Genomic DNA, 19892 nt, shown 5'->3' on the forward strand with positions numbered 1-19892 from the left:
CCATTAGGCACAACGAGCCACCATCGCCAAGGTCACCCATTCGGTCTTGAAACTTCCGTTCCCACCCTCACTGACCGCACTACTTGGCCCACTCGCAGGCGCTACCACTCACTCGTACACACGTCGAAGGCAGCAGCTCGCACCCTCCCCGGCGCCGAGAACCGACCTCCGGTGGGCCGCGGGAGTGATGACGCCCCCGCAATCACCTATTTCGGTGAGTGCTGTAACAAATCCCTCAAAGGTGTTTTCTCGGGCGATACGGTCACCCTCATGTCTGTCGACACCGTGTCCCTGACCGGCTGGGGCCGCACCGCCCCGACGGCCGCCCTGCGCTTCCACCCCCGTAGTCACGAGGAGGCGGTCGCCGCGGTGCGCGGCTGCGGGCCGCGCGGCTCGATCGCCCGCGGCCTGGGCCGGGCGCACGGCGACGCGGCGCAGAACGCCGGGGGTTCCGTCCTCGACATGACGGGGCTGGACCGGATCCGCACCATCGACGCCGGGGCCGGGCTCGTGGTGTGCGACGCGGGGGTGAGCCTGCACCGGCTGCTGGCGGTGCTGCTGCCGCTCGGCTGGTTCCTGCCGGTGCTGCCCGGCAGCCGGTACAGCACGGTGGGCGGGGCGATCGGGTCAGACGTCCACGGTCACAACCACCGCACCGCAGGCTCCTTCTCGCGCCACGTCGTCGCGTTCGACCTACTCACCGCGGACGGCCGGATCCATACGGTCCTCCCCGGCACGCCGCTCTTCGACGCGACCGCGGGCGGCCTGGGCCTGACCGGGGTGATCCTCTCGGCCACGCTGCGGTTCCATCCCGTCGCGACGTCCCTGATGTCGGTCGACACCGAACGGGCCCTGGATCTCGACGACCTGATGACGAGGCTCGCCGCCGGCAGCCGCCGCCACCACTATGCGTCCGCCTGGGTCGACCTGACCGCCCGAGGCCGGTCGACGGGACGCGGCGTCCTGACCCGGGGGGAGCACGCGCCCCTCCACGTGCTCCCGGCGCACGCCCGGCGCACACCGCTCGCCTTCCGGTCGGCCGAGGCGCCCGCCACCCACCTCGCCGTGCCGGACGTCGTGTCCGGAGGGCTGCTGGGCCGGATGTCCGCCGCCGCGTTCAACGAGGTGCGGTACCGCCGTGCGCCCCGGTCCCGCACGGGTGAACTCCAGCAGATCTCCGCCTTCTTCCACCCGCTGGACACCACCGCGCACGGCTACCGGATCCACGGCCGGGGCGGCCTCGTGCGCTACGAGTTCACCGTCGGGGACAGGCGGGCCGAGACGCTGCGCCGGATCGTCGGACGGATCTCACAGCGGCGCTGCCCGTCGTTCACCGCCGCGCTCGGGCGGTTCGGCCCGGGCGACCCCGGCTGGCTGTCGTTCCCGGAACCGGGCTGGAGCCTCGCCCTCGACCTGCCCGCGGCCCTGCCGGGACTGCCCCGCTTCCTCGACCGCCTGGACGAGGAGGTGGCGACGGCGGGTGGCCGCGTCTGCCTGACGGCGGACTCCCGGCTGCGCCCCGACACGCTGGCCGCGATGTACCCCCGGCTGGACGAATTCCGGCAGCTACGGGCCGAGCTGGACCCGAACGGGGCGTTCCGGTCGGATCTCTCGCGCCGGCTCGCCCTCTGACCAGCCCGCTCTCTGACCGGCCCGCCCCTCTGACCGGCCCGCTCTCTGACCGGCCCGCTCTCTGACCGGCTCGCCCATGCCCCGCTCGCCCCGTGCCCGGCTCTCCCTCTGTCGGCGCAGCAGCCGCAGGCCACGCCCCACGCCTTCTCATCCGCTTTCCATCCCCGCCTCAAGGAGCGTTCCCGTGAAGGATGCCTTCGGTGCCCCGCAGTCCCTGCTCGTCCTCGGCGGCACATCGGAGATCGGGCTCGCGACCGCACGCCGCCTGATCTCCCGCCGCACCCGCACGGTCTGGCTGGCCGGCCGCCCCTCCCCCGCCCTGGAGTCGGCCGCGGCCGAACTGCGCGGGCGGGGGGCCTACGTCCGTACCGTCGACTTCGACGCGCTGGACACCGAGTCCCACGAGACCGGCCTCGGCAAGATCTTCACCGAGGGCGACATCGACATGGTGCTCCTGGCCTTCGGTATCCCCGGCGACCAGGAGCGCGACGAGGAGGAGCCCCTGTCGGCGGTCCGGGTCGCCCAGACGAACTACACGGGCGCCGTCTCCGCCGGCCTGGTGTGCGCCGGCGCACTCCAGGCGCAGGGGCACGGCTCGCTGGTGGTGCTCTCCTCGGTGGCGGGGGAACGCGCCCGGCGCGCGGACTTCATCTACGGGTCGAGCAAGGCGGGCCTGGACGCGTTCGCGCAGGGGCTCGGTGACGCCCTGCACGGGACGGGGGTGCACGTGATGGTCGTACGCCCCGGCCTCGTCCGGCCGGCGACCGCGCCGCCCGGGTCCGGCGCCGCGGCGTCCGGAGCCCCGCTCGCGATGATCCCGTTCACCCGCACCCCGCTGGTGACCACTCCGGACGCGGTCGCGGACGCGATCGTGACGGGCCTGCGGCGACGTTCGGAGACGGTGTGGGTGCCGGGGGCGCTGCGGGCGGTGATGTCGGCGCTGCGGCATGTGCCGCGACCGCTCTTCCGGCGTCTGCCGGTCTGAGGGGGCGGGGGCCACCCCGCCGGTCCGAAAGGACGGCGGGGCCGCCCTGCCCGCATCCGCTCAGGTGTGGAGCGAGGGCGCGTCCACGGAGCTGCCGCTCTGCGCGGGCACGGCGGGGCTGCCGCCGCCCGCTCCGAACGGGAACTCGTTGACCTTGCGCCAGACGCTGTCCACGCCCTGCTCGTACAGCGCGAAGGAACCGCAGGTCCAGGACGCCTCGTAGTCGCCGAGCTCGGCGTAGGCCCGGTCCATCGACGCTTCGGAGATGCCGTGCGCCACGGTCACGTGCGGGTGGTACGGGAACTGGAGCTCGCGCACCAGGGGCCCGGAGGCGTCCCGGACCCGCTTCTGGAGCCAGGAGCAGGCCGAGGCGCCCTCGACGACCTGGACGAAGACGACCGGTGAGAGCGGGCGGAAGGTGCCCGTACCGGAGAGCCGCATCGGGAAGGGGCGGCCGCCGGTCGCGATGGCGGCGAGGTGCGCCTCGATCGCGGGCAGGTCGGCCGCCTCCGCCTCGGTCGGCGGCAGGAGGGTGACGTGGGTGGGAATGCCGTGTGCGGCAGGGTCCCCGAAGCTCGCGCGCCGCTCCTGGAGCAGGCTGCCGTAGGGCTCCGGGACCGCGATCGAAACGCCGAGCGTTACGGTCCCCACGTCGTTCTCCTCAATCCTCGAGCATCTGTTTTCAGCCACTGACGGCCGCATGCTTTACGCCGCCAGTGTGCCGCCTGTGGGGACCCTGGCGCCAGGGTCCTTGGACTCAGTGCTTGACCGGCAGAAGGCCCATGCGGTCGTAGGTCCGCGCCAGGGTCTCGGCGGCGACGGCCCGTGCCTTCTCCGCTCCCTTGGCCAGGATGGAGTCCAGCGTCTCGGTGTCGTCGAGATATTCCTGGGTGCGGGTACGGAACGGTGTGACGAAGTCGACCATGACCTCGGCAAGATCGGTCTTCAGCGCACCGTAGCCCTTGCCCTCGTACTTCTGCTCCAGGTCGGCGACGGACGTGTCGGTGAGCGTCGAGTAGATGGACAGCAGATTGCTGACCCCCGGCTTCTCGACCTGGTCGAAACGGATCACGCTGTCCGTGTCGGTGACGGCGCTCTTCACCTTCTTGGCGGTCGCCTTCGGCTCGTCGAGGAGGTTGATCAGACCCTTGGTGGTCGCCGCCGACTTGCTCATCTTCGCGGACGGGTCCTGAAGGTCGTAGATCTTCGCCGTCTCCTTGAGGATGTACGGGTCCGGCACGGTGAAGGTGTCCCCGTAGGTGCCGTTGAACCGCTCGGCGAGGTTGCGGGTCAGCTCCAGGTGCTGGCGCTGGTCCTCGCCCACCGGAACCTGGTCGGCCTGGTAGAGCAGGATGTCGGCGACCATCAGCAGCGGGTAGGTGAAGAGCCCCACCGTGGTGCGGTCACTGCCCTGCTTGGCCGACTTGTCCTTGAACTGCGTCATCCGGGACGCCTCACCGAATCCGGCCAGGCAGTTCATGACCCACCCGAGCTGGGCGTGCTCGGGGACATGGCTCTGGACGAAGAGCGTGCAGCGCTCCGGGTCCACCCCGGCGGCGAGCAGCTGCGCGACGGCGAGCCTGGTGTTGGCACGCAGCTCCGCGGGGTCCTGCGGGACGGTGATCGCGTGCAGGTCGACCACCATGTAGAAGGCGTCGTGGGAATCCTGCAGGGCCACCCACTGGCGGACCGCGCCGAGGTAGTTGCCGAGGTGGAACGAGCCTGCGGTGGGCTGGATTCCGGAGAGCACACGGGGACGTTCAGAGGCCATGGAAGTCATTGTCTCAGGTACGGAAGCGATCTCGGGCAGCCGGTGTAAGAAAGGCGTGAGGACGCCCGGGGGGGGTCCTGCGGACAGGCCGGAACTCCTCACCGCCGCCGAAATCGCGGGCGCGCCGCGCGGTGAAGGTTTCCTCGTGCGGGATCCGACCGACGATACAAAGTGGGCACCATCCCAGCCCGGGCCGCACGACGAACGGAGATCCCGTGTCGACCACGGAAACCGCCATCGCCTCCGCCGAGGCGCACAGCGCGCACAACTACCATCCGCTGCCCGTCGTCGTCGCGACGGCGGACGGCGCCTGGATGACCGATGTCGAGGGCCGGCGCTACCTCGACATGCTCGCCGGCTACTCGGCACTCAATTTCGGCCATGGCAACCGCCGGCTGATCGACGCGGCCAGGGCCCAGCTGGAGCGGGTGACCCTCACCTCACGGGCCTTCCATCACGACCGGTTCGCCGACTTCTGTACGCGGCTCGCCGAGCTGTGCGGCATGGAGATGGTCCTGCCGATGAACACCGGGGCGGAGGCCGTGGAGACCGCGGTGAAGACCGCCCGCAAGTGGGGCTACCGGGTCAAGGGCGTCCCGGACGGGATGGCGAAGATCATCGTCGCCTCCGACAACTTCCACGGCCGGACGACGACGATCGTCAGCTTCTCCACGGACCACGAGGCACGCGCGGACTTCGGCCCGTACACCCCGGGGTTCGAGATCGTGCCGTACGGGGACCTGACCGCGCTGCGGGAGGCGATGACCGAGAACACCGTGGCGGTGCTGCTGGAGCCGATCCAGGGCGAGGCCGGGGTGCTGGTGCCGCCGCCCGGCTATCTCCCCGGGGTCCGGGAGCTGACCCGCGAGCGGAACGTGCTGTTCGTCGCGGACGAGATCCAGTCGGGCCTCGGCCGGACCGGGAAGACCTTCGCCTGTGAGCACGAGGGTGTCGTGCCCGACATGTACGTGCTCGGCAAGGCACTGGGCGGGGGTGTGGTGCCGGTGTCGGCGGTGGTCTCGTCCGCCGCGGTGCTGGGGATCTACCGGCCCGGGGAGCACGGCTCGACGTTCGGCGGCAATCCGCTGGCGTGCGCGGTCGCGCTGGAGGTCGTCGCGATGCTGCGCACCGGCGAGTACCAGCAGCGGGCCGCCGAGCTGGGCGAGCACCTCCATCAGGAGCTGGGCCTGCTGGTGGGCGGCGGCGCGGTGGAGGCGGTGCGGGGCCGCGGGCTGTGGGCGGGCGTCGACATCGATCCGGGGCGCGGCACGGGACGGGAGATCTCCGAGAGGCTGATGGACCGGCGGGTGCTGGTGAAGGACACCCATGGCTCGACGATCCGGATCGCGCCACCGCTGGTGATCAGCAAGGAGGACCTGGACTGGGGTCTGGAGCAGCTGCGCGAGGTGTTGCGGGGCTGATCCCCGAGGGGTCGCGCGCGCCCCGCCAGTAGAGTCCCCGTGTGCTCCTGGGGATGATCTGTGCGCTCGGTTCCGCGGTCTGCTTCGGCACGGCCTCCGTCCTTCAGGCCGTCGCCGCGCGGGCCGCCGCCGAGCCGGGGGCCGGGGCGGGGGTGGACCCGGCGCTGCTGCTGCGGGCACTGCGGCAGTGGCGTTACGTGGCCGGGCTCGCGCTCGACGGCCTCGGCTTCGTCTTCCAGATCATCGCTCTGCGCTCCCTGCCCATCTACGCGGTGGGCGCGGCCCTGGCCGCGAGTCTCGCCGTGACGGCCGTCGTCGCCGCCCGGCTGCTCGGGGTGCGGCTGAGCGGCACCGAGTGGACGGCCGTCGCCGTGGTCTGCGCGGGCCTCGGCATGCTGGGGCTCTCCTCCGGCGAGGAGGGGCACGCGGCCGGATCGGACGCGCTGCGCTGGTGGATGCTCGGGATCGCCGTCGGGATCCCGCTGATCGGGACGGCGGCGGGCCGGCTGCCCGAGCGGGCGCGCGCGCTGGTCCTGGGACTCGGTGCGGGCTGTGGTTTCGGGGTGGTGGAGGTCGCCGTCCGGCTGATCGACGACGTGTCACCGTCCGCGCTGCTCACCAACCCCGCCGTGTACGCGCTGCTGGTGGGCGGCGGCTCGGCGTTCCTGCTGCTGACGTCGGCGCTGCAGCGGGGTTCGGTGACGACGGCCACGGCCGGGATGGTGCTGGGCGAGACGATCGGGCCCGCGCTGGTGGGTGTCGTCTGGCTCGGGGACCGTACGCGCGACGGTCTCGGCTGGCTGGCGGTCACCGGCTTCGCGGTGGCCGTGGCGGGAGCGCTGGCCCTGGCCCGGTTCGGCGAGGCCCCGGCGGACGTCCGGGAGCCCGCGGTCCCGGGCGCGCCGGGCTGACGTCGCTCACGGCAGGATCCGGCACAGGGCGTCCAGGGCGCCCGCCCAGGAGCTGTCGGTCGGCGTTCCGTACCCGATGACCAGCGCCTCGCGCCGCACCTCGGCGTCCGGGTGCCGGAAGAAGGACAGCCCCTGCACCGCGAGTCCCTGCCAGGCCGCCGCCCGGACCACCCCGGCCTCGCTGCCCTCCGGGAGTTCGAGCACGGCGTGCAGCCCGGCGGCGATCCCGCTGACCTCGATGGACGGGGCCCGCTCGGCCAGCGCCGCGACCAGCTGGTCGCGGCGGTTGCGGTAGCGCAGCCGCATGGAGCGCACATGCCGGTCGTACGCGCCGGAGGCGATGAACTCCGCCAGGGTCAGCTGGTCCAGCGCGCTCGACGCCCAGTCGCTCCAGCCCTTGGCCGCGGTCACCTCCCCCACCAGCGACTGCGGCACCACCATCCACCCCATCCGCAGCCCCGGCGCCAGCGACTTGCTGGCCGTCCCCAGGTACACGACGCGCTCGGGGTCCAGGCCCTGGAGCGCGCCGACCGGCTGCCGGTCGTAGCGGAACTCCCCGTCGTAGTCGTCCTCCAGGATCAGCCCGCCGGTGCTGCGCGCCCAGTCGACGGCCGCGGCGCGCCGGTCGGGGTGGAGCGGCACCCCGGTCGGGAACTGGTGAGCGGGTGTCAGGAGCACGGCGCCCGCGCCCCGTATCCCGTGCAGTGCGCCGGTCCGGGAGCCGAGTCCGTCGAGCGGCAGGCAGGGGGTGCGCAGACCGGCACCGGTGAGCAGGCCCGTGTGCAGGTCCAGTCCGTACGACTCGACGGCGACCTCACGCACCCGGCGCTCGCGCAGCACCGCGCCCATCATCCTCAGCCCGTGCACGAAGCCGGCGCAGACCACGATGCGTTCGGGATCCGCGTACACACCGCGGGCCCGTGCCAGATAGTCGGCGAGCACGGTGCGCAGCTCGACGCGGCCGCGCGGGTCGCCGTATCCGAAGGCGTCGTTGGGTGCGCGGGTGACGGCGCGGCGGGCCGCCTTCAGCCATTCGGCGCGCGGGAAGGTGGCCAGGTCGGGCGAGCCCGGCATCAGGCTGTACGCGGGAGTGCTGCGGGGCGGCCGGGTACGCGGTGTCCTGGTGGCGGACGGGCGGGGCTCGGACCGCTGCGCCACCCGGGTGCCGGAGCCCTGCCGGGCGGTGAGCCAGCCCTCGGCGACCAGTTCCGCGTAGGCGTCGGCGACGGTGTTGCGGGCGATGCCGAGGTCGGCGGCGAGGGTCCTGGACGAGGGCAGCCGGGTGCCGGGCGCCAGCCGGCCGGTCCGGGCCGCCTCCCGCAGGGCGTCCATGAGACCGGTCCGCAGCCCGCTCGATCCGGTCAGGTCGAGGTGCAGGTCGGCGCCGAAAGTGGCCCAGGGATCCGTCATGGAAATGGACCATACAGGTGCGCCACTGACCGCGTAGCGTCATATCCATGACGACGAACGAGAACAGCCCCGCGACCTCCGAGTACACCGCCGAGCACACCCCGCGCATGCAGTGGACCCAGCACGCCCCCGACGTCTACAAGGCGATGGCCCGCATGGACGGCGCGGCCGCCAAGGGGCTCGACCCGGTCGTGGCCGAGCTCGTGAAGATCCGGTCCTCGCAGCTCAACCACTGCGCGTTCTGCCTCGACATGCACACCAAGGACGCACTCGCCGCGGGTGAGTCCGTGCAGCGGATCGTGCAGCTCAGCGCCTGGGAGGAGTCGCAGCACTTCTACACTCCGAAGGAGATCGCGGCGATCGAGCTGACCGAGGCGGTCACCGTCCTGACCGACGGTTTCGTACCCGACGAGGTGTACGCGAAGGCCGCCAAGCACTTCGACGAGACCGAGCTCGCCCACCTCATCTCCGCGATCATCGCGATCAACGCCTGGAATCGGTTCGCCGTGACCACGCGCATGGTCCCGGGCCACTACACGCCCGGCGATCACTGATCCAGGCGCCCACCCGCACCACCGACCTCAGGAGCCCTCCGCGATGACCGCGTCCGACCTCCGCGCGCTGCACCTCAGCCGCACTCCCGGCGATCCGCTGGTCCTCCCCGGCCCGTGGGACGCCGCGAGCGCCCGCGTCCTCGCCGACGCGGGGTTCCCCGCCCTGGCCACCCCGAGCGCGGGGGTCGCGGCCTCGCTCGGGTACGAGGACGGGGCCACGCCCGCCGCCGAGATGTTCGCGGCGGTGGCGCGGATCGCCCGCGCCGTCTCCGTACCCGTGTCGGCCGACATCGAGGCCGGGTACGGGCTGGCGCCCCGGGAGCTGGTGGAGCGGCTGCTCACCGCCGGGGCCGTCGGCTGCAACCTGGAGGACACGGTGGACGGGGTCCTCGTGGACGCCGGATGGCAGGCGGACCGGCTGGCCGGGGTGCGGGCGGCCGCCGGGGACGAGCTGTTCGTCAACGCGCGGGTGGACACGTATGTCACCGGCGTTCCGGAGGGCGTGGACCAGGAGGCCGAGACCGTGCGCCGTGCGCTGCTGTACGTGGCGGCGGGCGCCGACGGCGTCTACCCGATCATGGCGCCGCCCGAGGCGCTCCCCCGTCTGTCCGCCGCCGTTCCGGTGCCGCTGAACGCGCTCGTCCGGCCGGACGGTCCGGGTCCGCGGCGCCTGGGCGAACTGGGCGCGGCCCGGGTCACGTTCGGTCCCGGTCTGCAGCGCCGGGCCATGGCGGCGCTGGGCGAGTTCGCCGACGGGCTCCGCACGGCCTGAGGGCCCGCCCCCGTACCGAAAACGCCACCGCCCCCGGCAGCGACTCACTGCTGCCGGGGGCGGTGGCGTCCGCGTGTCCCTGGGGGACGTACGGATCAGATCAGGCCGAGCTCGCGGACCGCGTCGCGCTCCTCGGTGAGCTCCTTCACCGACGCGTCGATGCGCGCACGGGAGAACTCGTTGATGTCCAGGCCCTGGACGATCTTGTACGTGCCGTTCTCCGTGGTGACGGGGAAGGACGAGATGATGCCCTCGGGGACGCCGTAGGAGCCGTCCGACGGGATGCCCATGGAGGTCCAGTCGCCCGCGGCGGTGCCGTTGACCCAGGTGTGCACGTGGTCGATGGCGGCGTTCGCGGCCGAGGCGGCCGAGGACGCGCCACGGGCCTCGATGATCGCGGCGCCGCGCTTGGCGACGGTCGGGATGAAGGTGTCGGCCAGCCACGCCTCGTCGTTGACGAGCTCGGCGGCGTTCTTCCCGCCGACCTCCGCGTGGAAGATGTCCGGGTACTGGGTGGCCGAGTGGTTGCCCCAGATCGTCAGCTTCTTGATGTCGGAGACGGCTGCACCGGTCTTGGCGGCCAGCTGCGAGATCGCGCGGTTGTGGTCCAGACGGGTCATCGCGGTGAAGCGGTCCGCCGGTACGTCCGGGGCGGCGGCCTGCGCGATGAGCGCGTTGGTGTTGGCCGGGTTGCCGACGACGAGGACCTTGATGTCGTCCGCGGCGTTGTCGTTGATCGCCTTGCCCTGCGGCTTGAAGATGCCGCCGTTGGCGGAGAGCAGGTCGCCGCGCTCCATGCCCTTGGTGCGCGGGCGGGCGCCGACGAGCAGGGCGACGTTCGCGCCGGCGAAGCCGACGTTGGCGTCGTCGGTGATCTCGATGTTGCGCAGCAGCGGGAAGGCGCAGTCGTCGAGCTCCATCGCGGTGCCCTCGGCGGCCTTCAGCCCCTGCGGGATCTCCAGGAGACGCAGGTTGACCGGCACGTCCGGGCCGAGCAGGTGGCCGGAGGCGATGCGGAAGAGCAGCGCGTAGCCGATCTGGCCGGCTGCGCCGGTCACGGTGACATTCACGGGAGTGCGGGTCATGGCGATCTCCGTTAGACAGCTGGCGGTGGGGGCTCCTGGCCCCGGGTGCTGGACATCCCTGAATCTTGATGTGAAGAGATATCCGGCGATCAGGCTATCCGACCCGGAACCCCGCGGCCGCCCGCCCCCCTGTGGCACCGCACACAACCGGTCACTCCGCGCTCACGCGGCTGCTTCGGCCGTGCCCCCGCCTACTCGGACGCTTCGGCCGTACACCCCTGCGTACCGGAGGCGAGCGTGGCGCACGCCCGGACGTCCGCGGTCCGCTTCACCGCGACCATCGGCGTGTACGCCGCCGCGGTCGCGTCCGCCGTTCCGTTCTGTCCCGCGTCACCCGCGGTGATCTCCACGACGTCGCCGGGGGCCGCCTTGGTGATCCGGGCCCACGCCGCCGCGCAGGTCTCGCTGTAGCGCACCTCTATGACGCTCGTCCCGACGGTGGCGCTGGAGAGCGTACGGACGTGCTCCCCGCCGCAGCCCATGTCCTCGGGGTCCTGGCCCGCGCACGTGGAACCGCTGCACTCGACCCCGGCCGGCAGCACCGGGGCGCTGGTCGTCGGCGTCGGGGAAGGCGTGTTCGCGGCCTCGGCACCCTCGGAGTCGCCGTCCCGGCCGATCAGCAGCACCGCACCGGTGACCGCGAGCAGGACGCCCACGACGACCGCCGCGATCACGGCCGTCCTGCGGCCGCCGCCGTCGCGGCGCGTGGGTGGCGGCTGGTGTCCGCCGAGGCCCGCGGCGAAGGCCACGGCGGGCGGCAGGCCGTGCCCCGGGGCGGCGCCCGGCCCGGCCTGCGGCTGCTGCGGCACCCGCGGCAGGGACCCGCGCTGAGCCGGTACGGACGGCGAGCCGCCCCCGCCGGCGGCCGGTCCGGCCGTACCGACGGCTCCGGAGGGACGGCTCCGGCCGTGGCCGCGCGGGCCCCCGGCCTCGTCGAGCGCGGCCCGCGCCTGGGTGATCCGGATGGCCTCCATCGTCATGTCGTGGCGCATCTCGGCACGGCTCCAGGCCCGTTCCGCCAGCTCCCACATGGTGTTCAGATGGGCCTGGTTGGTCCCGGTCACCTCGCCGAGCGCGACGATCGCCCCGCGAGGGGCGAGCAGCCGGCCGTTCAGATACCGCTCCCACGACGTCTTGCTGTAGCCCGTGCGGTCGGCCACCGCCGCGATGCTCAGGCCACTGCGGTCGACGAGTCTGCGCAGCTGGCCGGTGAACTCCCGGATCTGCGGGTCGAGCTCCTCCGGCAGTGCCTTCCAACGAGGCATTACTTCCCCACTTCCCCCACTTGCCTACGGGCTTCCGCTGCGCCGCGCACGGTCTGCCCCCCTGTCCGGAACCGGTGGTCTTCCGTTCCGGACTACCCAGGTAGATGCGCAAACGCGGACTGCCAGTTCCTGGGAAGGGAGCGCACGGTGGCACTCAGGCGTCCGGGCGCACCCTCGCACGCCCCCGCCCGTGGCGACCGGGTCAGTCTGCCACCGTTGCCGAGCGATCACACCGTGGCGGAATGGTCACTTCCGTGCCACAGGCCACAGCCATCCCTTGAACCCTTGATCCCCGTCGACAAGGCTGGAGTCAGGACGGGGCAAGGCCGCTCAACTCGCCACTTTCCGGAGCGTTTCGCCCCGGTGCGCCTCGTCCACGGTGTCCGTCCCTTCTCGGGGGAGGGGACGGACACCGCCCAACGGACACCGTCCAACGGACACCACCTCAGCGGATCGCGAAGTGGACCGCGTCCTCCAGGACCGGGATGTCCAGCCACGGCTTGGGCTGCGCCATGAGCGACAGCATCACGATGAGGACGCCCAGCAGTCCGTACGTCACCAGGTCGGTGAAGCGGGAACGCACCGCGAGCATGCCCACCGAAGGGACCACCAGACGCAGGACCGCGCCCCCGACGAGCGCCACGCCGATCAGGATCGTGCCGATCCGGAAGGCCTGGTCGAAGGGGTCGGCGGCCACGATCAGCAGACCGGCCCCGGCCGTGCAGAGCACGGCGAGCAGCGGCCACTGACGGGCGGGCGCGGGGGCGTCCCCGCCCGCCGCCCGGCCGCCGCCCTCGGGACGCGCGGTGTCCCGGGTGAACGACGGAAAGCGCCGCGACCGGCGCGCCGCGGGGGTCGCGGCGGGGCCGGGCTCCGGGTGGCTGCCGGTGCGGACGTCCGGAGCCTCCGCGGCGCCGTCGGCCGCTTCGGCCACCGAGGCGTCGGCCGCGGCTGCCGCGGGGCCGTCGCCCGCATCCGGCGCGGGCGCTTCGGCCGCGGCGTCGGCCGCGGCTTCGGCCGCGCCCTCGGCCTGCCCGTCGGCCGGCCCGGTCGCCGAGGCGGCCCGGTCGGCCGGACTCGTACCAGCACCCATGGGGTTCCTTCCGGATCGGATCAGACGGCGTCTGCGGCGTCGGCGGCGTGCTCGGCCGCCTCGACCACGTTGACGAGCAACTGCGCGCGGGTCATCGGGCCGACACCGCCCGGGTTCGGCGAGATCCAGGCGGCGACCTCGGCCACGCCGGGGTGGACGTCGCCGACGATCTTGCCGTTCTCGTCGCGGCTGACGCCGACGTCGAGCACGGCCGCACCCGGCTTCACGTCCTCGGGCTTGATGATGTGCGGCACACCCGCGGCGGCGACGATGATGTCCGCCCGACGGAGGTGGGAGGAGAGGTCACGGGTACCGGTGTGGCACTGGGTCACCGTGGCGTTCTCGGACTTGCGGGTCAGCAGCAGCGGGATCGACCGGCCGATCGTGACACCGCGTCCGACGACCACGACGTGCGCGCCGTTGATCTCGACCCCGTGGTGGCGGAGCAGCTGCACGACGCCCTGCGGGGTGCAGGGCAGCGGGCCCTGCTCGTTGAGCACGAGCCGGCCCAGGCTCATCGGGTGCAGGCCGTCTGCGTCCTTGGCCGGATCCATGAGTTCCAGGACACGGTTGGTGTCGATGCCCTTGGGCAGGGGCAGCTGCACGATGTAACCGGTGCACGCGGGGTCGGCGTTGAGTTCGCGGACGACGTCCTCGATCTCCTCCTGCGTGGCGGTGTCGGGGAGTTCGCGCTGGATGGAGCCGATACCGACCTGGGCGCAGTCCTTGTGCTTGCCGTTCACGTACCACCTGCTGCCCGGGTCGTCCCCGACGAGCAGGGTTCCCAGGCCGGGGGTGATACCCCGGGCCTTGAGGGCCGCCACGCGGACGGTGAGATCGGACTTGATCGCGGCTGCGGTGGCCTTGCCATCGAGAATCTGGGCAGTCATGTCCCCATACTCGCGGATGACCCCGCCCAGGGACCAATTGCAGATACCGCGCGTGGACACAAGGTTGCACTTGGACAACTTCTCGGGCAGCGACTGGACAAACTTACTTCCCGCTTATAACGATGAAGACCGCAGTGCCGCAGAAGTACCCGGGGGGCGGACCGCTGATGTTTTCTTCCTCCGCGCGGCCGCATTCGTCCCCGTACGTCCCGTTGGAGGAACGCCCCAGATGAGCTTCGGCGACCCGAACCCGAACAACCCCTACGGGCAGCAGCCCGGCCAGCCGCCGCAGGGCCAGCCCGGTTACGGCTACCCGCAGCAGGCCCCCCAGGGCGTCCCGCCGCAGGGTCAGCCGGGTTACGGCTACCCGCAGGCCCCGCCGGTCCAGCCCTACGGCCAGGGTGGCGGCTACCCGCAGCCCGGCTACGGCGGCATGCCCGCCTTCGCCGGCTGGTGGAGCCGGGTCGCGGCCATGCTGATCGACGCCATCGTGATCGGCGTTCCGTACGGCCTGCTCATCGGCATCGGCGGCGGCGTGGGCGGCGGCGCGGGCACCGCGCTCATCCTCCTCGGCGCCCTCGTCGCCCTCGGGCTCGGCCTCTTCAAGCTGTACAAGGAAGGCACGACCGGTCAGTTCATCGGCAAGAAGGCCGTGAACATCCGCGTGCTGCGCGAGGCCGACGGCCAGCCGCTCGGCTTCGGCATGGCGTTCGTCCGCTACATCGCCCACTTCCTGGACAGCCTCGCCTGCTACCTCGGCTGGCTGTGGCCCATCTGGGACGCGAAGAAGCAGACGTTCGCGGACAAGATCTGCTCCAGCGTGGTCGTCAAGTCCGGCTGATCCGGACCCGGACACACACGAAGGGCCGTAACCCGACGCGCATCGCGTCGGGTTACGGCCCTTCGTCATGAGGTCAGTGGAAGAAGTGCCGGGTCCCTGTGAAGTACATCGTCACGCCCGCCTTCTTCGCGGCCTCGACCACCAGCTCGTCGCGGACCGAACCGCCCGGCTGGGCCACGGCCTTGACGCCGGCCGCGGTCAGGATCTCCAGCCCGTCGGGGAAGGGGAAGAAGGCGTCGGAGGCCGCGTACGCGCCCCGCGCCCGCTCCTCGCCCGCGCGCTCGACCGCGAGCTTCGCGGAGTCGACGCGGTTGACCTGGCCCATGCCGACGCCGACCGAGGCGCCGTCCTTGGCGAGCAGGATCGCGTTGGACTTGACCGCGCGGCACGCCTTCCACGCGAAGGAGAGCTCCCGGAGCTCGTCGGCGGAGAGCGCATCGCCCGCGGCCAGCGTCCAGTTGGCCGGGTCGTCGCCCTCGGCCTGGAGGCGGTCGGTGACCTGGAGCAGCGCGCCGCCGTCGATCGGCTTGACCTCGACCTCGGCGGACGGGGCCTCGGGGCAGCGCAGCACGCGGATGTTCTTCTTGCGGGTGAGGACCTCGACCGCGCCGTCCTCGTACGCCGGGGCGACGATGACCTCGGTGAAGATCTCGGCGACCTGCTCGGCCATGGCGACCGTCACCGGGCGGTTGACGGCGATGACGCCGCCGTACGCCGACAGCGGGTCACAGGCGTGGGCGTTGCGGTGTGCCTCGGCGATGTCGTCGGCGATCGCGATGCCGCACGGGTTGGCGTGCTTGATGATCGCGACGCACGGCTCGGCGTGGTCGTACGCGGCCCGGCGCGCGGCGTCGGTGTCCGTGTAGTTGTTGTACGACATCTCCTTGCCGTGCAACTGCTCCGCCTCGGCGAGACCGCCGGCGCCGGAGGTGTAGAGCGCGGCGGGCTGGTGCGGGTTCTCGCCGTAGCGAAGGACGTTCTCGCGCTCGTACGTCGTACCGAAGAAGTCGGGGAAGCCCGAGTCGTCCGCGGCGGCGTAGTCGGCGGCGAACCAGGCGGCGACGGCCACGTCGTACGCGGCGGTGTGCTGGAACGCCTCGGCGGCGAGCCGCTTGCGGGCGGTCAGGTCGAAGCCGCCCGCCTTGACCGCGGCGAGAACGTCGGCGTACCGCTCGGGGCTGGTGACGACGGCGACCGACGGGTGGTTCTTGGCGGCGGCGCGGACCATCGACGGGCCGCCGATGTCGATCTGCTCCACGCACTCGTCGTCGGAGGCGCCGGAGGCGACCGTCGCCTTGAACGGGTAGAGGTTGACGACCACCAGGTCGAACGGCTCCACACCGAGCTCGGCGAGCTGCTCGCGGTGGGCGTCCAGGCGCAGGTCGGCCAGGATGCCGGCGTGGACGCGCGGGTGCAGCGTCTTGACGCGGCCGTCGAGGCACTCGGGGAAGCCGGTGAGCTCCTCGACCTTGGTGACCGGTACTCCGGCGGCGGCGATCTTCCCGGCGGTGGAGCCGGTGGAGACCAGCTCGACACCCGCCTCGTGCAGACCGCGGGCGAGGTCTTCGAGCCCCGTCTTGTCGTAGACACTGACCAGGGCGCGGCGGATGGGCTTATTCACCGACATGACCGAGATGAACCTTTCGTCCCTCAATGCGATAGCCGTCACGGGCGAGCCGCCCCACGGCCTCGACGAGCAGCTTGCGCTCGACTTCCTTGATGCGTTCATGGAGGGCCGCTTCGCCCTCCGGGGTGTCCTCTTCGGTCACCTCGACCACGCCCTGCGCGATGATCGGACCGGTGTCGACACCGTCGTCGACGAAGTGGACGGTGCACCCGGTGACCTTCACGCCGTACGCGAGCGCGTCGCGCACACCGTGGGCCCCGGGAAAGCTGGGGAGCAGGGCGGGGTGGGTGTTGATGAACCGGCCGCCGAACCCGGCGAGGAACTCCTTGCCCACGATCTTCATGAAGCCCGCGGAGACGACGAGGTCCGGGCGGTGCTCCGCGGTGGCAGCGGCGAGCGCCGCGTCCCACTCCGCGCGCGCCCCGTAGTCCTTGACCCGGCACACGAAGGTGGGCAGCCCGGCCCGCTCGGCCCGCTCCAGCCCGGCGATGTGGTCGCGGTCCGCACCGACCGCGACGATCCGGGCACCGTACCCCTCGGGGTCGTCGCCGATCGCGTCGAGCAGGGCTTGGAGGTTCGTACCGGAGCCGGAGACCAGGACGACCAGGCGGGCCGGTCCGGCGGAGGAGAGCGGGGAGGCCACGGCTGGGCCCTTTCTCGCGTGTGGAGCAGTTCGAAACGGCCGCACCACCCGCCGCATTGCGGGACCGGCGGCACGACGGCCATGCTGTTTGTGCGGTCGTACGAAAGAATCGCGCTCCCCGATACGGGGAACTCTACGAACGAGCCGACCGTCAGCAACGATACCGGCACCTCGGGAGGGCCTCGTCTGACGGGGGTGGGGGGCCGGTGGCCGCAGGCCCGGCAGGGGCGGGCGGTCCGGATGACAGCTCTCGGCCACCGCGCCTGTACGCCCAGCTTTCGGCCCCTCCTCGCCGGAGGGTAGCGTCAGGGGACAGCGAACCGTCCAACGGGCGGAAATGACGAGATGGGGAAGACGTTCACCATATGCCGGACCGACGCCGCCGCACCGCCTTCCGCCATCCGCTGCCCGAGCGGTCCTCACTGCTGATGCGGGAGCGCCAGTCGCCCACGCCGGGCTCCTCCTCGTCCTCTTCCTCTCCGTCGTCCTCTTCCCCCTCGTCCTCCTCCTCGCCGGCCGGATCCTCCGGTCCGCAGGACGACAACCCGTTCGCCCCGCCGCCCGAGGACCGCCCCGACCAGCCGTGGCAGCCGCGCCATCCGGCCAACGGCGGTACGAACGGCGAGGGCGACGGCGAGTCCGGGAACGCGCCGGAGGGCGGGTCCTCCGACAACCGGCCCGTCTGGGGCAGCCAGTGGAGCAGCCATCAGCCGGGGCGCCAGAACGGCACCTTCGGCGGCCGGCCCACCGGACCCGGCGGACCCAACGGCCAGGGCGGCCCCGAGGGCCCCCGCGGCGGCCTGCGCTGGGACCCGACGGACCCGGTCCAGCGCCGGGCCCGTTACTCACTCCTCTCCGGTATGTGGGCCTTCTTCTTCGCGCTCTTCGACTTCCCGGAGATCGCGCTGCTGCTCGGCGCGCTCGCGACCTACTGGTCGATCAGCGCGCTCCGGGCCAAGCCGAAGGAACCGGCGGCTCCGGGCGAGGCGGCCGGTCCGGCCGGGGCTCCCTGCACGGCCGCCGCGGCGCAGGGCCACGACGCCCCGTCCGCACCGGCGCCCGCCACCGGGTCCACGGCCGCGGCGGCTCCGCAGGGCACGAACTACCTCCAGCGCGGCAGCCGCCAGCAGACGACGGCCGCGGTCAGTGGTCTGGTGACGGGACTGATCGCCCTGTTGATCGTCGCGACGTCGTTCACGGTGCAGCTGGTCTACCGCGACTACTACACCTGCGTGAACGACGCGCTCACCAAGTCGGGCCAGCTGACCTGCAACGACCTGCTCCCGAAGCCGCTGGAACCCCTCTTCGGCGTCAAGAACTAGCCTCCTGCGGACCGGCCGGGCCGAGCGGCGCGGCCGGTGCGGGGTCCGTGGCCGGTGCGGGGTCGGAGTCGGCAGGCGGTGCGGCTGACGCGGTCGGTGTGGCCGGTGCGACCGGCGCCTTCGCGTGCCAGGGATCGGTCGGCAGGAAGTCGTACGCCTCGAACTCGTCCTCCACATCGGCCGGACGCGGACCGGCCGGGCGGGGCACGGAGACGGGGGCCGCTTCCGCCCCGGGTTCCTCCGGCCGGGCGCCGCGCCCCGGCCACCACGTGCGCCGGGCCTTCCGCCGCTCGCCCTCCGCGGCGTCCCCGGGCTTCCGCGCCTTGTCCGTACCGCCCGGTGCCACGTCCTGCGCCTCGGCCACCTCCGCCTCGGCCGGTGTACCGCCCCGCAGCCGCCAGGCCCTCAGCACGAGCGCCACCGGGACGGCGAGCGCCCCCGTCCACACGAGGGCCGCCGCTCCGGTGAGCCACCACACGGGACCGAACCGTGCCAGTGCGTGGGTCCCGAGCGGCCCGCCCGCCGCCGCTGCCAGCAGGGCCGCGCCCATACCGCAGCCGGCCGCCGCCAGCACGGTGGTGAGGACCGTCTCCCGCGGGCTCCACGCCTCCTCACGTTCACCGTGGGCGGGCGCCGCCCTCCGCACGGTGAACCAGGCCACCGTCACCGCCGCCACGACCGGGACCGCCGCGGCCGCCCAGTTCAGGGGCGTCCCGGACCCCTGTGCCGGCAGTGCGGCCAGCAGCGGGAAGTCGGGCAGCGACGGGGCTCCCGTGATGGCGAGCGGGGTGGCCGTGGACGCCGTACCGAGCGCGAGACCGGGGCCGAGCCCGTACGCCGCACCCCACACCGCCGCGTTCGGCACCAGAGCCAGCGCCAGCAGGAGCACCGCCCACCGCCCGGCCCAGTCGCCGGAGAGCCGCAGGAAGGACTCCTGGACCGGTTCCGCGTGGAACACCAGCGCCGCCGCGGCCACCAGCGCGCCGCCGCCCAGCAGGACCGCGACCCCGGCCGCAGCGGACCGGCCCACCGCCTCCGCGCGCCGCGCGAACCGGGAGCGGGCCATCGCCTCGTGCAGCCGCACCGGCGCCCAGGCGGGCGGCGGTCCGAGCGGGCGCCCCGAGGCCGTCCACACCCCGGCCGCGGCCGCGCCCGCCACCACGAGGGCCGCCGGGAACAGCAGGGACAGCGGCCGGGCGGACAGCGAGGACCCCCGGGCGTAGAGTGCCACAGCCGTCCCGACCAGCAGGTATCCCCCGGTCACCAGGGCGAAGGCGCCTTGGGCCGAGGGAGCGCCGTGCCCTTCCTCGGGTTCCAGCACGTCCCTGGCCGCCCGGCGCACCAGCCAGACCGGCAGGGCGGTGAGCAGCAGCGGAACGACGCCGACGGGGGCCGGGGCCCCCGTCAGGGTGTCGGTCCTGATCAGTTCGGCGCCGTGGGCGAGCAGCCAGAGCCCGGCCGCGGCGTGGAAGGCCTCGCCCGGGCTGCTGTCGGGGTCCGGGGAGCTGATCCACAGCACCACCACGAGCACGGCGACGGAGCCCAGACTCAGCCCTGCCGCGAGCGCCCCGCGCAGCAGCGCCCGGGCCTGCACGGCGGACCGTCCGTGCTCTGCCGACAACGACGGGCCGCGTTCGGTCATTTGGGTCACGCCGTCATGCTCCCAACGA

18 protein-coding genes are annotated in these 19892 nt (G+C 72.8%); 8 read left to right on the forward strand and 10 right to left on the reverse strand.

Annotation, left to right across the window (positions count from 1 at the left end):
- Positions 1-270 precede the first annotated feature (270 nt).
- Positions 271-1632: an FAD-binding oxidoreductase gene (locus OG959_RS13830; RefSeq protein WP_326658485.1), complete on the forward strand. Its 1362-nt coding sequence runs from the start codon at positions 271-273 to the stop codon at positions 1630-1632.
- A gap of 184 nt (positions 1633-1816) precedes the next feature.
- The gene (locus tag OG959_RS13835) at positions 1817-2617 is read left to right on the forward strand and encodes a decaprenylphospho-beta-D-erythro-pentofuranosid-2-ulose 2-reductase (RefSeq protein ID WP_326658486.1); all 801 of its coding nucleotides are present in this window, start codon (positions 1817-1819) and stop codon (positions 2615-2617) included.
- 60 nt (positions 2618-2677) lie between these two features.
- On the opposite strand, the gene OG959_RS13840 is transcribed toward OG959_RS13835, so the two are convergent.
- Both OG959_RS13840 and trpS read right to left on the reverse strand, forming a co-directional pair.
- Entirely contained in the window at positions 2678-3268 is a 591-nt protein-coding gene (locus OG959_RS13840; protein WP_326658487.1) for a 2'-5' RNA ligase family protein, read from the reverse strand.
- 106 nt (positions 3269-3374) lie between these two features.
- On the reverse strand, positions 3375-4388 hold the full coding sequence (trpS, locus tag OG959_RS13845; protein WP_326658488.1) for a tryptophan--tRNA ligase: 1014 nt from the start codon (positions 4386-4388) through the stop codon (positions 3375-3377).
- Between the two features lie 215 nt (positions 4389-4603).
- On the opposite strand from trpS, the gene rocD reads away from it, so the two are divergent.
- Entirely contained in the window at positions 4604-5809 is a 1206-nt protein-coding gene (gene rocD / locus OG959_RS13850; RefSeq protein ID WP_326658489.1) for an ornithine--oxo-acid transaminase, read from the forward strand.
- Positions 5810-5862: 53 nt separating this feature from the next.
- A complete protein-coding gene (locus OG959_RS13855) occupies positions 5863-6720 on the forward strand; it encodes a hypothetical protein (protein ID WP_326666368.1) in 858 nt (285 codons plus the stop codon).
- A 6-nt stretch (positions 6721-6726) separates the two neighbouring features.
- Here OG959_RS13855 and pdxR read toward each other — a convergent pair whose 3' ends face one another.
- Entirely contained in the window at positions 6727-8130 is a 1404-nt protein-coding gene (gene pdxR / locus OG959_RS13860; RefSeq protein ID WP_326658490.1) for a MocR-like pyridoxine biosynthesis transcription factor PdxR, read from the reverse strand.
- Between the two features lie 47 nt (positions 8131-8177).
- Between pdxR and OG959_RS13865 the strand changes: the two genes are divergently transcribed.
- Positions 8178-8684, forward strand: a complete 507-nt coding sequence (locus OG959_RS13865) for a carboxymuconolactone decarboxylase family protein (RefSeq protein WP_326658491.1) — start codon at positions 8178-8180, stop codon at positions 8682-8684.
- 43 nt (positions 8685-8727) lie between these two features.
- On the forward strand, positions 8728-9456 hold the full coding sequence (locus tag OG959_RS13870) for an isocitrate lyase/PEP mutase family protein (protein WP_326658492.1): 729 nt from the start codon (positions 8728-8730) through the stop codon (positions 9454-9456).
- Between the two features lie 95 nt (positions 9457-9551).
- On the opposite strand, the gene OG959_RS13875 is transcribed toward OG959_RS13870, so the two are convergent.
- The 4 genes from OG959_RS13875 to OG959_RS13890 all read right to left on the reverse strand — a co-directional run bounded on the left by OG959_RS13875 (position 9552) and on the right by OG959_RS13890 (position 13789).
- Positions 9552-10541 carry a malate dehydrogenase gene (locus OG959_RS13875; protein WP_219574035.1) on the reverse strand — a complete coding sequence of 330 codons (990 nt, stop codon included), beginning with the start codon at positions 10539-10541 and terminating at the stop codon, positions 9552-9554.
- 191 nt (positions 10542-10732) lie between these two features.
- A complete protein-coding gene (locus OG959_RS13880) occupies positions 10733-11806 on the reverse strand; it encodes a helix-turn-helix domain-containing protein (protein WP_326658493.1) in 1074 nt (357 codons plus the stop codon).
- A 445-nt stretch (positions 11807-12251) separates the two neighbouring features.
- On the reverse strand, positions 12252-12899 hold the full coding sequence (locus OG959_RS13885; protein ID WP_326658494.1) for a DUF3017 domain-containing protein: 648 nt from the start codon (positions 12897-12899) through the stop codon (positions 12252-12254).
- Positions 12900-12919: 20 nt separating this feature from the next.
- Positions 12920-13789 carry a bifunctional methylenetetrahydrofolate dehydrogenase/methenyltetrahydrofolate cyclohydrolase gene (locus OG959_RS13890; RefSeq protein ID WP_219574522.1) on the reverse strand — a complete coding sequence of 290 codons (870 nt, stop codon included), beginning with the start codon at positions 13787-13789 and terminating at the stop codon, positions 12920-12922.
- Positions 13790-14018: 229 nt separating this feature from the next.
- Here OG959_RS13890 and OG959_RS13895 point away from each other — a divergent pair, with 229 nt between their 5' ends.
- Positions 14019-14630, forward strand: coding sequence for an RDD family protein (locus OG959_RS13895; RefSeq protein WP_326658495.1), 612 nt, complete (start codon positions 14019-14021; stop codon positions 14628-14630).
- Between the two features lie 73 nt (positions 14631-14703).
- Here the strand turns inward: OG959_RS13895 and purH are convergent, their stop codons facing one another.
- Positions 14704-16257, reverse strand: coding sequence for a bifunctional phosphoribosylaminoimidazolecarboxamide formyltransferase/IMP cyclohydrolase (gene purH, locus OG959_RS13900; protein WP_326658496.1), 1554 nt, complete (start codon positions 16255-16257; stop codon positions 14704-14706).
- The gene (gene purN, locus OG959_RS13905) at positions 16244-16900 is read right to left on the reverse strand and encodes a phosphoribosylglycinamide formyltransferase (protein WP_326658497.1); all 657 of its coding nucleotides are present in this window, start codon (positions 16898-16900) and stop codon (positions 16244-16246) included. The genes purH and purN overlap by 14 nt, the downstream gene beginning before the upstream one ends.
- Positions 16901-17265: 365 nt before the next feature.
- On the opposite strand from purN, the gene OG959_RS13910 reads away from it, so the two are divergent.
- Positions 17266-18222: a hypothetical protein gene (locus OG959_RS13910; RefSeq protein ID WP_326658498.1), complete on the forward strand. Its 957-nt coding sequence runs from the start codon at positions 17266-17268 to the stop codon at positions 18220-18222.
- Here OG959_RS13910 and OG959_RS13915 read toward each other — a convergent pair.
- Positions 18212-19864 carry a cell division protein PerM gene (locus OG959_RS13915; RefSeq protein WP_326666370.1) on the reverse strand — a complete coding sequence of 551 codons (1653 nt, stop codon included), beginning with the start codon at positions 19862-19864 and terminating at the stop codon, positions 18212-18214. The two genes, OG959_RS13910 and OG959_RS13915, sit on opposite strands and share 11 nt — an antisense overlap.
- Between the last annotated feature and the right edge of the window lie 28 nt (positions 19865-19892).

It is taken from the genome of Streptomyces sp. NBC_00385 (assembly GCF_035917155.1).
Lineage (GTDB): Bacteria > Actinomycetota > Actinomycetes > Streptomycetales > Streptomycetaceae > Streptomyces > Streptomyces poriferorum.